General features: G+C 58.2%; 9 protein-coding genes. 3 read left to right on the forward strand and 6 right to left on the reverse strand.

Annotated elements, in window-relative coordinates:
- Positions 1 to 149 precede the first annotated feature (149 nt).
- Entirely contained in the window at positions 150 to 1,562 is a 1,413-nt protein-coding gene (gene uxaC / locus ABLV66_RS03080; protein ID WP_045394905.1) for a glucuronate isomerase, read from the forward strand.
- A gap of 18 nt (positions 1,563 to 1,580) precedes the next feature.
- Positions 1,581 to 3,068, forward strand: a complete 1,488-nt coding sequence (locus ABLV66_RS03085) for a UxaA family hydrolase (RefSeq protein WP_047077802.1) — start codon at positions 1,581 to 1,583, stop codon at positions 3,066 to 3,068.
- Between the two features lie 475 nt (positions 3,069 to 3,543).
- On the opposite strand, the gene sstT is transcribed toward ABLV66_RS03085, so the two are convergent.
- The 4 genes from sstT to ABLV66_RS03105 form a co-directional block, all read right to left on the reverse strand.
- Positions 3,544 to 4,791, reverse strand: coding sequence for a serine/threonine transporter SstT (gene sstT, locus ABLV66_RS03090; protein WP_015369581.1), 1,248 nt, complete (start codon positions 4,789 to 4,791; stop codon positions 3,544 to 3,546).
- A gap of 267 nt (positions 4,792 to 5,058) precedes the next feature.
- On the reverse strand, positions 5,059 to 6,027 hold the full coding sequence (locus ABLV66_RS03095; protein ID WP_045394902.1) for a TerC family protein: 969 nt from the start codon (positions 6,025 to 6,027) through the stop codon (positions 5,059 to 5,061).
- A gap of 268 nt (positions 6,028 to 6,295) precedes the next feature.
- Positions 6,296 to 7,285 (reverse strand): Gfo/Idh/MocA family protein, encoded by a 990-nt coding sequence (locus ABLV66_RS03100; RefSeq protein ID WP_047044803.1) that lies wholly within the window; start codon positions 7,283 to 7,285, stop codon positions 6,296 to 6,298.
- Positions 7,286 to 7,358: 73 nt separating this feature from the next.
- Positions 7,359 to 7,859, reverse strand: a complete 501-nt coding sequence (locus ABLV66_RS03105; protein WP_045394898.1) for a M48 metallopeptidase family protein — start codon at positions 7,857 to 7,859, stop codon at positions 7,359 to 7,361.
- A gap of 70 nt (positions 7,860 to 7,929) precedes the next feature.
- Here ABLV66_RS03105 and rlmG point away from each other — a divergent pair, with 70 nt between their 5' ends.
- Positions 7,930 to 9,060, forward strand: a complete 1,131-nt coding sequence (gene rlmG, locus ABLV66_RS03110; protein ID WP_348876402.1) for a 23S rRNA (guanine(1835)-N(2))-methyltransferase RlmG — start codon at positions 7,930 to 7,932, stop codon at positions 9,058 to 9,060.
- A gap of 132 nt (positions 9,061 to 9,192) precedes the next feature.
- Here the strand turns inward: rlmG and ABLV66_RS03115 are convergent, their stop codons facing one another.
- The gene (locus ABLV66_RS03115; protein WP_348876401.1) at positions 9,193 to 11,214 is read right to left on the reverse strand and encodes an oxidoreductase; all 2,022 of its coding nucleotides are present in this window, start codon (positions 11,212 to 11,214) and stop codon (positions 9,193 to 9,195) included.
- 622 nt (positions 11,215 to 11,836) lie between these two features.
- Positions 11,837 to 13,429, reverse strand: coding sequence for an autoinducer-2 kinase (gene lsrK / locus ABLV66_RS03120; RefSeq protein WP_348876399.1), 1,593 nt, complete (start codon positions 13,427 to 13,429; stop codon positions 11,837 to 11,839).
- Positions 13,430 to 13,435: the final 6 nt, after the last annotated feature.

Below are 13,435 nucleotides of genomic sequence, written 5' to 3' on the forward strand. Positions count from 1 at the left end.
TTTACTCCTTTGGTGGTGCTTTTTTTGTCGACGTTTATTGATCTAACTCACGAAAAATACTTCGGCCTGTAGAAATTGGTGTGATAACTTTGTCAGCATTAGAGTCAATCATCTGATGGGCTCCTTGATGGGGCGAAGAGGACACGACAATGACACCGTTTATGACCGAAGATTTTCTGCTTGATACCGAGTTTGCCCGCCGTCTGTACCACGATTACGCCAAAGATCAGCCGATTTTCGACTACCACTGCCACCTTCCGCCGCAGCAGGTTGCCGAAAATTACCGTTTTAAAAATCTGTATGACATCTGGCTGAAAGGCGACCATTACAAATGGCGCGCGATGCGCACCAACGGCGTGGCGGAGCGCTTGTGTACCGGCGATGCTTCCGATCGCGAGAAATTTGACGCCTGGGCGGCGACCGTACCTCATACCATCGGTAACCCGCTATATCACTGGACGCATTTAGAGCTGCGCCGTCCTTTTGGTATTACAGGTAAGTTGTTGTCGCCAGCCACGGCGGATGAAATCTGGGACCAGTGTAATGAGTTGCTGGCTCAGGAATCCTTCTCAGCCCGTGGAATCATGAAGCAGATGAATGTGAAGATGGTGGGGACGACCGACGATCCGATAGATTCACTGGAGCATCATGCGACGGTCGCCAAAGACAGTACCTTTGATATCAAAGTGTTGCCGAGCTGGCGTCCGGATAAAGCGTTCAACATCGAGCAGGCCACTTTTAACGATTATATGAACAAGCTTGGCGAAGTCTCCGATACCGAGATTCGCCGCTTCGCCGACCTGCAAAGCGCGCTGACTAAGCGTCTGGATCACTTTGCCGCTCACGGCTGTAAAGTTTCCGACCACGCGCTGGACGTGGTGCTGTTCGCTGAAGCTAGCGATAACGAACTGGATAGCATTCTCGCGCGCCGTCTGGCGGGCGAAACGCTCAGCGAGCATGAAGTCGCGCAGTTCAAAACGGCGGTGCTGGTATTCCTCGGCGCGGAATACGCGCGCCGCGGCTGGGTACAGCAGTACCACATCGGCGCGCTGCGTAATAACAACCTGCGTCAGTTCAAACTGTTAGGGCCGGATGTGGGGTTCGATTCCATCAACGACCGTCCGATGGCCGAAGAACTGTCAAAGCTGCTGAGCAAACAGAACGAAGAAAACCTGCTGCCGAAAACTATTCTGTACTGCCTGAACCCACGCGATAACGAAGTGCTGGGCACCATGATCGGTAACTTCCAGGGCGAAGGCATGCCGGGCAAGATGCAGTTCGGTTCCGGCTGGTGGTTCAACGATCAGAAAGACGGCATGGAACGTCAGATGACCCAGCTGGCGCAGCTTGGCCTGCTGAGCCGTTTTGTCGGCATGCTGACCGACAGCCGCAGCTTCCTCTCCTACACTCGCCACGAGTACTTCCGCCGTATTCTCTGCCAGATGATCGGCCGCTGGGTGGCTGCTGGCGAAGCGCCTGCGGATATCGCTCTGCTGGGCGAGATGGTGAAAAACATCTGCTTTAACAATGCGCGTGATTACTTCGCCATTGAATTGAACTAAGGCCTGAGGTCGGTTGATATGCAATACATTAAAATCCATTCGCAGGATAACGTCGCGGTGGCGCTGGCGGATATGGCGTCAGGCAGCGTGGTGACGATTGATAACGATACCGTCACCCTCAGCCAGGATGTTGTCCGCGGTCATAAGTTCGCGCTGCGGGCCATTGCGAAAGGTGAAAACGTCATTAAGTACGGGTTGCCGATTGGTCATGCGCTGGCGGATATCGCGCCGGGCGAGCATGTTCATGCGCATAATACGCGTACCAATCTGAGCGATCTCGACGCGTATCGCTATCAACCTGACCTGGTTGAACAACCGGCGCAGCCTGCGGATCGCGACGTTGAGATTTATCGTCGCGCCAGCGGTGAAGTCGGCGTGCGTAACGAGTTGTGGATCCTGCCGACCGTGGGCTGCGTCAACGGTATCGCCCGGCAGATCCAGAACCGTTTCCTGAAAGAGACCAACGACGCGGAGGGCACCGACGGCGTCTTCCTTTTCAGCCACACCTACGGCTGCTCGCAGTTAGGAGATGACCACATCAACACCCGTACCATGCTGCAAAACATGGTCCGTCACCCGAATGCCGGGGCGGTGCTGGTGATTGGCCTCGGCTGCGAGAACAACCAGGTGGATGCCTTCCGTGAAACGCTGGGGGATTTTGACCCGGAACGCGTACACTTCATGATTTGCCAGCATCAGGAAGATGAAGTGGAAGCAGGAATTGAGCATCTTCACCAGCTCTATGAAGTGATGCGCCATGATAAACGCGAAGCGGGTAAACTGAGCGAACTGAAGTTTGGCCTTGAGTGCGGCGGCTCGGACGGCCTGTCCGGCATTACCGCTAACCCAATGCTGGGGCGTTTTTCTGACTACCTGATTGCGAACGGCGGCACCACGGTGTTGACCGAAGTGCCGGAAATGTTCGGCGCCGAGCAGCTGCTGATGAGCCACTGTCGCGACGAAGAGACCTTCGGCAAACTGGTCACTATGGTCAATGATTTTAAACAGTATTTTATCGCCCACGACCAGCCTATCTACGAGAACCCGTCGCCGGGTAACAAAGCGGGCGGTATCACGACGCTGGAAGATAAGTCGCTTGGCTGCACGCAGAAAGCGGGTTCCAGCCAGGTGGTGGACGTTCTGCGCTACGGTGAACGGTTGAAAGTCCACGGGTTGAATTTGTTGAGCGCGCCGGGTAACGATGCGGTGGCGACCAGCGCGCTGGCGGGCGCCGGCTGCCATATGGTGCTGTTCAGTACCGGTCGCGGCACCCCTTATGGCGGTTTCGTACCGACGGTAAAAATCGCTACCAACAGCGAGCTGGCGGCGAAGAAAAAGCACTGGATTGATTTCGATGCCGGGCAGTTGATTCACGGGAAAGCGATGCCGCAGGTGCTGGAGGAGTTTGTCGATCTGATCGTCGATATCGCCAACGGCAAGCAGACCTGCAACGAACGCAATGATTTCCGCGAACTGGCAATCTTTAAAAGCGGCGTCACGCTGTAACGACAGTGACTACCGCTGTGTTTGAAAGGTCGGATGAGCGCAGCGCCATCCGACAAAATAATGGCGCCGCCGTTGAACGCTCCCCGGTTGCGCTTACGCTTACCGGGGCTACCAACGAATACCGGACCGTAGGTCGGATAAGCGTAGCGCCATCCGACAAAATAACGGCGCCGCCATTGAACTCTCCCCGGTTGCGCTTACGCTTACCGGGGCTACCAACTGAATACCGGACCGTAGGTCGGATAAGCGCAGCGCCATCCGACAAAATAACGGCGCCGTCATTGAACGCTCCCCGGTTGCGCTTACGCTTACCGGGGCTACCAACGAATACCGGACCGTAGGTCGGATAAGCGCAGCGCCATCCGACAAAATAACGGCGCCGCTATTGAACGCTCCCCGGTCGCGCTTACGCTTACCGGGGCTACCAACTGAATAGGTCCGTAGGCCTGATAAGCGTAGCGCCATCAGGCAATATTTAACTACGCAGGGCGTTCTTCGCCAGCTGTTCGTCTTCAGCCATACAGGCCGCGGCGGTGAACAGCGCATCGGTGGACGAGTTGAGCGCCGTTTCGCAGGAATCCTGCAGCACGCCGATAATAAAGCCGACGGCGACAACCTGCATGGCAACATCGTTCGGAATACCGAACATATTACAGGCCAGCGGGATCAGCAGCAGCGAACCACCCGCCACTCCGGAAGCGCCGCAGGCGCACAGCGAGGCGACTACGCTCAGCAGCAGCGCCGTCGGCAGATCCACTGGAATATTCAACGTATGCACCGCCGCCAGCGTCAGCACGGTGATAGTAATCGCCGCGCCCGCCATATTGATGGTCGCCCCCAGCGGGATAGATACCGAGTAGGTATCGCGATCCAGATTCAGCTTCTCGCACAGCGCCATATTCACCGGAATGTTGGCGGCGGAGCTGCGGGTAAAGAAGGCGTAGACGCCGCTTTCACGCAGGCAGGTCAGCACCAGCGGATACGGGTTACGGCGGATTTTCCAGAATACCAGCAGCGGGTTAATCACCAGCGCCACCAGCAGCATGCAGCCGACCAGCACCAGCAGCAGCTGGGCGTAGCCCCACAGGGTATCGAAACCGGTCGTCGCCAGCGTCGAGGAGACCAGGCCAAAAATACCCAGTGGCGCAAAGCGGATCACCAGCTTGACGATAAAGGTCACCGCGTGCGAGACGTCGTTAATCAGGTTTTTGGTGCTGTCGTTACCGTGGCGCAGCGCGAAGCCCAGTCCCACCGCCCACACCAGAATCCCGATATAGTTGGCGTTCAGCAGCGCGTCGATAGGGTTCGCCACCATGCTCATCAGCAGTCCGCGCAGCACCTCTACAATCCCCGACGGCGGGGTGATGCTGTCCGCCGCGCTGGTCAGATGCAGCGTAGAAGGGAAAACAAAACTAAACAGCACCGCGGTGAGTGCCGCGCTGAAGGTGCCCAGCAGATAAAGAAACAGAATCGGGCGGATACTGGTTTTTTGTCCGTGCTGATGGTTCGCGATCGACGCCATCACCAGCATTAATACCAGCACCGGCGCGACGGCTTTCAGCGCGCCGACGAACAGCGTTCCCAGCAATCCCACGGCGATGGCCGCCGGTTTTGAGACCAGCGCCAGTACCACGCCAAGTACCAGTCCCAACAGGATTTGTTTCACCAGACTGCCCTGCGCCAGGCGCTGCAGCAGCCCCGACGGGCGGGTTTGTGTTGTCATAAATCATTCCTTCCAGTGATGTAGCAGTCCATCCCGGCGACGTATTATTTGTTACGTTTATGTCCGGATGTAAATGAATGTTTGCATGGTCGAGTATACGGAAAGAACGCGAGGGAGGAAGCGTATTCTACTGTTTCTTGCACGCCGATCTTGTTTTTTAACTATATATTAACGTTTTTGTGACATGCATAGAGATTATGCGCGGGAAACCTAAAGCCGTGCGGCGTATTCCGGCCAGATACGCGATATCTGGCCGGGGGGAGGGGGTTATTGCAGCTGTTTCTTCTTATCGTTCTGTCTGTTCACCCAGGCGTTGATCAGCAGCGTCGCCGCCAGAATACCGCCCACCACGCCGAGGGAAACGGCGATCGGAATGTGGTAGAAATCGACGATCAGCATCTTGATACCGATAAACACCAGGATCACCGACAGACCATATTTCAGCATCGAGAAGCGTTCCGCCACGCCTGCCAGCAGGAAGTACATTGCGCGCAGGCCGAGAATCGCAAACAGGTTAGAGGTCAGCACGATGAACGGGTCGGTGGTCACCGCGAAAATCGCCGGGATGCTATCAACGGCGAAAATCACGTCGCTCAGCTCAACCAGGATCAGCACCAGCAGCAGCGGCGTGGCGAACAGCACGCCATTTTTACGGGTGAAGAAGCGCTCGCTCTCGATTTTATCCGTCATGCGCAGATGGCTGCGGATCCAACGCACCAGCGGCTTATCGCCGATCCCGGAATCATCTTCTTTCGCCAGCGCCATTTTCACCCCGGTAAACAGCAGGAAGGCGCCGAACACGTACAGTAGCCATTCGAACTGCGAAATCAGCCAGCTGCCGGTGAAGATCATAATGGTACGCAGGACAATCGCGCCGAGGACGCCATACACCAGTACCCGGCGCTGTAGCGCAGGCGGCACGGCAAAGTAGCTAAAGAGCATTAACCAGACGAAGACGTTATCGACCGCCAGTGATTTTTCGATCAGATAACCGGTGAGGAAGGCTAAAGCCTGCGGATCGGCGACGGCGCGGCCCTGCGTTTGCACCAAATACCACCAGAAAGCGGCGTTAAACAGCAGGGAGAGGGTGACCCACAGAATGGACCAACCGGCGGCCTGCTTCATGGTCATGGTATGCGCACCGCGCCTTCCCTGAAGCAGTAAATCGATCGCCAGCATGATGACCACGACTACAGCGAATCCGCCCCATAATAACGGCGTGCCGACACTATTCATTGCGTTATTCCTTACATAAAAACAAAACGGCTGTCGTCGGAAGACGGCAGCCGCTGCGCTTTTATGCATAGACCTCGCCTTCCGGCAAGGTCTCACTTACAACAAGAGCGGACATGGATCCTTGATCTTGTTGCCCGGCGACCGGATGCGGTTTTGCACGCATCGTAATGACGATCGACCGGCCAGGAAGTTACTCCCCTTTGCACGTAACAAAGTATTACAAGTTATAAAGGGCGTCAATGGAGGTCGAGGGCCCATTTACACTCCTTTACTCCACAGGCTGAGTATCCGCCGGGAAGATCACGCCGGTTTGGCGACGGATTTCGCTAAGCAGTTTTGCCGTAATGCGGCTGACTTCAAGCCCGGGATGAGCGACGTCGTTGGTTTCCACCAGCCGCGCGAACGCTTCCGCTTCATACAGCATAGTATTGATGTGCTGAGGCTGGGTGAGATCCTGCGCTTTGCCGCCGCGTGGAATAAAGGCTACCTTCTGGCATTCGGAGATTTTCTCAATCACCAGCGCGCCTTCTTCGCCCTGGATTTCGCTGGGGATAGTGGAGTCGCTGACCTTCGAGTGGTGCAGGGTGACATCGAAATCGCCGTAGCTCAGCACCACCGTGCCCTGGCCATCAACGCCGCTCGCCAGCAGGCTGGCGCTGGCATGGACCGCTTGCGGTTCGCCCCACAGCGCGACCGCCGAGGCGAGGCAGTAAAAACCGATATCCATAATCGAGCCATTGGAAAAGGCCGGGTTGAAAGTATTCGGGTTTTCGCCGTCGAGATAGCGCTGGTAGCGCGATGAGTACTGACAGTAGTTGATGAAGGCTTTGCGCAGTTTGCCCACTTTATCGAGCGCTTCGCGCAGCAGCAGGAAGTTTGGCAGGCTGGCGGTTTTGAAGGCTTCAAACAGCACCACGTTGTTTTCTTTAGCCACGGCAATCGCCGCTTCGACTTCCTGCAGGTTCGATGCCAGCGGCTTTTCGCAAATCACGTGTTTTTTATGGCTCAGGAACAGACGGGTTTGCGGGAAGTGCAGCGAGTTCGGACTGGCAATATAGACCGCGTCAACGTCAGGGCTCTGCGCCAGTTCATCGAGCGAAGTAAACAGATGCTCGACCGGGTAGTCATTAGCGAAAGCTTGCGCCTGTTCAAGGCTGCGGGAATAAATCGCGGTGAGTTTAAATTTACCGGTTTCATGGGCGGCATCGACAAACTGCTTAGTAATCCAGTTTGTGCCAACAACTGCGAAACGTATCATAAACGTTGACGAACTCCGTTAAAGGGGACCTTTCGTCACTCTAGCACGCCATGATGACAAAACGAGTGCGCTATCACGCAGAACGGTTTAACGAAAGGTGCGTCAGCCACAGGCGGGTATCAAACTCTAGCTGGTGATACTGCGGCTCCATATGACAGCACAGCTGATAGAAGGCTTTGTTGTGATCCTTCTCTTTTAAATGCGCCAGTTCATGAACTACGATCATCCGCAGAAACGCTTCCGGCGCGTCGCGAAACACCGTCGCTACGCGAATTTCCGCTTTAGCTTTCAGTTTGCCGCCCTGAACGCGGGAAATGGCGGTATGCAGGCCAAGCGCGTTCTTCAGAACGTGGATTTTACTGTCGTACATCACCTTATTGATCGGCGCCGCCCCGCGCAGATAGCGGGCCTTCAGATCCTGGGTGTATTGATATAACGCCTTATCGCTGTTGACATCATGCCCCTGCGGATAGCGCTTTTGTAGCACCTCGCCGAGGCGACCTTGCTCGATTAAGGTCGTCACCTGCGACAGCAGCGATTCGGGGTAGCCCTGAAGGTAAGGTAGCGTGTTCATGGTGAAAAAAGTTTACTTCTCCGGAGAATTGAGCGATAACACGCGCGAATTTTAGCATTTCGGAGGGGCGATGAGCCAGGTAGAGTTAAACGGTGAGTTATTCACATTAGAGCGGTTCCCACCTAACGCTGAAGAAGAAGCGCTTCAGGCATGGGAAGCGGCGGATGAATATCTGCTGCAACAGGTGAATGACGTCGACGGCCTGACGCTCATCTTCAACGACGGCTTCGGCGCGCTCTCCTGCGCGCTGGCGGAGCGCAACCCGGTCAGCATCAACGACTCCTTTATTTCCGAGTTGGCGACCCGCCACAACCTGCGGATGAACGGTACCGATGAAGAGAGCGTGCGCTTTCAGGATAGCCTGAGCCCGCTGCCGGCCGCGCCGGCGCTGGTGCTGATTAAGGTGCCAAAACAGCTGGCGCTGCTGGAACAGCAGCTGCGCGCGCTGCGCGAAGTGGTGACGCCGGAAACTCGCATTATCGCCGCGGCGAAAGCCCGTGACGTACACAACTCGACGCTGGCGCTGTTTGAAAAAATCCTCGGTACCACCACCACCTCGCTGGCGTGGAAAAAAGCGCGTCTGATCCACTGCGTTTTCACCGCCCCTAAGCTTGCCGATGCGCCGCAAACCTACAGCTGGAAGCTGGACGGCACGCCGTGGACCATCCATAACCACGCCAACGTTTTTGCCCGCAGCGGACTGGATATCGGCGCGCGTTTCTTCCTGCAGCATTTACCGTCTGATTTAGAAGGCGAGATCGCCGATCTTGGCTGCGGCAATGGGGTGATTGGCCTGCAGGCGCTGGCGCAAAACCCAAACGCCAGCGTGATGTTCACCGATGAGTCGCACATGGCGGTGGCTTCCAGCCGTTTGAACGTCGAGCGCAACCTGCCGGACGATATCGAACGCTGTGAATTCATGGTCAACAATTCGCTTTCCGGCATAGAGCCCGACCGCTTTACGGCGATTCTGTGTAATCCGCCGTTCCATCAGCAGCATGCCATTACCGACCATATCGCCTGGCAGATGTTTAACGATGCCCGCCGCAGCCTGAAATACGGCGGCGAGCTGTACGTCGTCGGCAACCGCCACCTCGATTATTTCCGTAAACTGAAGCGCGCTTTTGGTAATTGCACGACGATTGCGACGAACAATAAGTTTGTCATTTTGAAAGCAACGAAGGTGCGTAAGCAGCGCTGATTGTTGTCGCTGCTTCCCCCGGCTTGCGGCTTTCGCCTTAGCCGGGCTACCGACTGTCGCCTTAGCCGGGCTACCTTTCGGGATTATCGTGGTAGCCCGGGGAAGGCGCATCGCGCCGCCCCCGTGACACGGCTAAATCGCCAGCGCCAGTTTTGTGCCCTGGGCAATCGCCCGGCGCGCATCCAGCTCCGCCGCTACGTCGCAACCGCCGATGAGATGCACCGTTTTCCCCGCCGCGCGCAGCGGTTCCGCTAGCTCGCGGCGCGGTTCCTGACCGGCGCAGATAACTACCTGATCGACCGCCAACAGCTGGCGCTCGCCGCCGATAGTGACGTGTAATCCTTCATCATCGATCTTTTCATAGCTGACCGCCGGGATCATTTTCACGCCGCGCGCCAGCAGCGTCGCGCGGTGGATCCAACCGGTGGTTTTGCCGAGCCCTTCGCCCGGTTTGCTGGCTTTGCGCTGCAGCATCACAATCTGTCGCGGGCTTTTACTCAACTGCGGGCCTTCAGGACTCAGCCCTCCCGCCGATTGCAGGCTGGTATCGATACCCCATTCACGGCAGAACTCGCCGATATCATGGCTGGTGGCCGCGCCCGACTGGCTTAAATACATCGCGGTATCGAAGCCGATGCCGCCGCAGCCGATAATCGCCACCTTCGCGCCAACCGGCGCTTTATCGCGCAAGACATCCAGATAGCTCAGCACCTTGGGATGATCGATCCCGGCGATCGCCGGCAGGCGCGGGGCGATACCGGTGGCGAGGATCGTCTCATCGAACGTCAGCAGATCGTCTGCCGTGACTCGGGTGTTCAGGCGTAGATCGACACCATGAAGATCGAGCATGGTGCGGTAGTAACGCAGCGTCTCGTGAAACTCCTCTTTGCCGGGGATCTGTTTGGCGATATTAAACTGGCCGCCGATCTCCGGGAGCGCATCGAACAGCGTGACCTGATGGCCGCGGGCGGCGGCGTTAACGGCGAAAGCCAGGCCGGCAGGCCCGGCGCCGACTACCGCCAGCCGTTTAGGCGCGTTGGCAGGCAGGACCGGCATCAGGGTTTCATGGCAGGCGCGCGGGTTGACCAGACAGGAGGTGACTTTGCCGACGAAAATCCGATCGAGACACGCCTGGTTGCAACCGATGCAGGTGTTGATCTGATCGGCACGATCGTTCTGCGCTTTCGACATAAATTCGGCGTCGGCGAGGAACGGGCGGGCCATCGATACCATATCGGCATCGCCGCGGGCGAGAATATCCTCCGCGACCTGCGGATCGTTGATGCGGTTGGTGGTAATCAGCGGGATCGACACCGCGCCTTTCAGCTTGCGGGTGACCCAGCTGAAAGCCCCTCGCGGTACCGGCGTGGCGATGGTCGGAATGCGCGCTTCGTGCCAGCCGATGCCGGTATTAATGATTGTCGCCCCTGCCGCTTCGATGGCTTGGGCCAGTTCGGTGACCTCCGCCAGCGTGCTACCATCGTTGACCAGATCGAGCATCGACAGACGGTAGATGATAATGAAATCGTGACCGGCGCGCTGGCGCACCGCCTTAACCACTTCAATGGCGAAACGCATGCGCCTGGCATAATCGCCGCCCCACTGGTCGTCGCGCTGGTTGGTGCGCGCGGCGAGAAATTCGTTAATCAGATAGCCTTCAGAGCCCATCACTTCGACGCCGTCATAGCCCGCTTCGCGCGCCAGCTGGGCGCAGTGGGCAAAATCATCGATAAGCGTAAGAATCTCATCGTGGCTCAGTTCATGGGGCGTAAAACGGTTGATCGGCGCCTGTAGCGCCGAGGGGGCGACCAGCGCGGGCTGATAGCTGTAGCGCCCGGTGTGCAGGATCTGCAGGGCGATTTTGCCGCCTTCCTGGTGTACCGCGTCGGTAATATGGCGATGGTGCGCCAGATGGCTGGCATCATTGAGTACCGCGCCGCCGGCCATGGTGACGCCAGAGGGCGCCGGGGCGATGCCGCCGGTGACGATCAGCGCCACGCCGTGGCGGGCGCGCTCGGCGTAAAAGGCCGCCAGCCGCTGCGCGCCATCCGGCAGCTCTTCCAGCCCGGTGTGCATTGAGCCCATCAACACGCGGTTTTTGAGCGTTGTGAAGCCCAGCTCAAGCGGGGCGAAAAGCGACGGATAGCGGCTCATAGTGGCTTCCAATGTAAAATTATTGTTATGTGGTCGGATGAGTTACTAATTTAGCCGTCGCGGAGAAAAAGGGAAAAGGGGAGTGCGGTGATTGTGATGGAATTCAAAGAACGGAACACGTTGTCCCTCACCCCGACCCTCTCCCAAAGGGAGAGGGGGAAAGGCGGACCGGCACTGGTATTCAACGCTAGTGCCGAACGGTTCCCTCACCCAAAGGGCGAGGGGGAAAGGCGGACCGGCACCGGTATTCAAGGCCTGCGCCGAACAGTTCCCGCTCAAAGGGCAAGGGGAAAGGCGGACCGGCACTGGTATTCAAGGCCTGCGCCGAACGGTTCCCTCACCCAAAGAGCGAGGGGGAAAGGCGGATCGGCATCGGTATTCAAGGCCTGCGCCGAACGGTTCCCTCACCCAAAGGGCGAGGGGGAAAGGCGGATCGGCATCGGTATTCAAGGCCTGCGCCGAACGGTTCCCTCTCCCAAAGGGCGAGGGGGAAAGGCGGATCGGCATCGGTATTCAAGGCCTGCGCCGAACGGTTCCCTCACCCAAAGGGCAAGGGGAAAGGCGGACCGGCACCGGTATTCAAGGCCTGCGCCGAACGGTTCCCTCTCCCACCGGGAGAGGGTTAGGGTGAGGGGACTACGCGCTGGCGGCGCTCCAGACCCGGCGCTTGCCACATCGACGTTGTCAGCCCGCTATCCACCAGACCCAACTGATCGGCGTACACCGTTTGCCACTTGCTCATCATCTCCTGATACAGCTCGCGATGCTGCGGATTAGGGGTGAACTCGCGATGCCAGCTCACTAACCGCTCTCCGGTACTGGCCATATCGCCATACAGTCCGGCGCCGGTTCCGGCGGCGATGGCGCAGCCCAGAGCGGTGGCTTCGCGGACCACCGGCACCCGCACCGGCAGGCCGGTGACGTCGCTGAGGATCTGGCTCCACAGCGCGCCTTTAGAGCCGCCGCCGGCAAACACCAGGCTCTCGAATGTCACGCCGGAGAACTGCGAAATCTGCGCCAGGTTGCAGGCGGAGACAATCGCCGCGTTCTCCTCCAGCGCGCGGAACAGGGTCGCTTTGTTGCACTTCTCCGGATCGATGGAGAGGTTAATAAACGACGGCGCGGCGTGGTACCACTGCTTAAAGTGCATAGCGTCGGAAAAAATAGGCATCACGCCGTGGGATCCGGCGGGCACGCGGCTGGCCATCTCCTCCAGCAGCGAATAGGCATCAACGCCGAGCCGCTCGGCAATCAGTTTTTCTTCAGCGCAGAAGGCGTCGCGGAACCAGCGCATGGTCAGCCCGGTAAAGAAGCTGATCGATTCCGCCTGCGCCATGCCGGGAATGACATGAGGATTAACGCGAATATTCATCTGCGGATCGGTACGCACCTGCGGCAGGTTGACCACCTGCTGCCAGAAGGTGCCGCCGAGTACTGCGGTTTGCCCAGCACGTACCACCCCAAGGCCCAGGCAGCCGAGCTGGACGTCGCCGCCGCCCATCACCACCGGTGTCCCGGCGCGCAGGCCGCTCTGCTGCGCCGCCGCTTCGGTGACGGCGCCCAGCAGGGTACCGGTCTCTTTGACCGGCGACAGCATATCGGCGCGCAGTCCGGCCATATCCAGCAGCGCCGGACGCCAGTCGCGGCTGAACAGATCGAGCATGCCGGTGGTGCCGGCGTTTGACGGGTCGACCGCCAGCTCGCCGGAAAGCTTCGCCGCCAGCCAGTCGCTGATCATGGTGATGGTCGCCGCTTTGCGGTAGATATCGGGGCGGTGGTGCGCCAGCCACAGCAGGCGCGGCATGGCGCTTAGCGCCAGGGTTTGTCCCGAGACCTCGTACACCTCGGATTCAAACCGATAGTCGTGGATCTCCTTAAGCTCCGCCACTTCACGGCTGGCGCGGGCATCAACGTTGGCGCAGGCCCAGATGGCTTCGCCGTTGCGGTCATAGAGGACGATCCCTTCGCGCATCGAACAGCAGGCGACGGACTGAATATCGGCGGCAGAGAGCCGGGCGGCATCGAGCGCCTGGCGAATGCACTGGCAGGCCAGCTGCCAGTTGGTAGCAAGGTCGAACTCCATCGAGCCGGGGACGTTATCAACGCTCAGGTGTTTCCATTCGGCCTGGCCTACCGCCAGCTGGCGGCCATTAAGATCGAAAATGACCGCCCGAATGCTGCCGGTCCCGGCATCTAACGCTAACAGGTAACTCATGACATG

Source organism: Klebsiella sp. CN_Kp073 (genome assembly GCF_040065495.2).
GTDB lineage: Bacteria > Pseudomonadota > Gammaproteobacteria > Enterobacterales > Enterobacteriaceae > Klebsiella > Klebsiella aerogenes.

Coding starts and splice junctions, on each gene's coding strand:
- sstT (WP_015369581.1), bottom strand. CDS start 4,791: ATGACAACACAAACCCGCCCGTCGGGGCTGCTGCAGCGCCTGGCGCAG.
- lsrK (WP_348876399.1), bottom strand. CDS start 13,429: ATGAGTTACCTGTTAGCGTTAGATGCCGGGACCGGCAGCATTCGGGCG.
- ABLV66_RS03115 (WP_348876401.1), bottom strand. CDS start 11,214: ATGAGCCGCTATCCGTCGCTTTTCGCCCCGCTTGAGCTGGGCTTCACA.
- uxaC (WP_045394905.1), top strand. CDS start 150: ATGACACCGTTTATGACCGAAGATTTTCTGCTTGATACCGAGTTTGCC.
- ABLV66_RS03095 (WP_045394902.1), bottom strand. CDS start 6,027: ATGAATAGTGTCGGCACGCCGTTATTATGGGGCGGATTCGCTGTAGTC.
- ABLV66_RS03100 (WP_047044803.1), bottom strand. CDS start 7,285: ATGATACGTTTCGCAGTTGTTGGCACAAACTGGATTACTAAGCAGTTT.
- ABLV66_RS03105 (WP_045394898.1), bottom strand. CDS start 7,859: ATGAACACGCTACCTTACCTTCAGGGCTACCCCGAATCGCTGCTGTCG.
- rlmG (WP_348876402.1), top strand. CDS start 7,930: ATGAGCCAGGTAGAGTTAAACGGTGAGTTATTCACATTAGAGCGGTTC.
- ABLV66_RS03085 (WP_047077802.1), top strand. CDS start 1,581: ATGCAATACATTAAAATCCATTCGCAGGATAACGTCGCGGTGGCGCTG.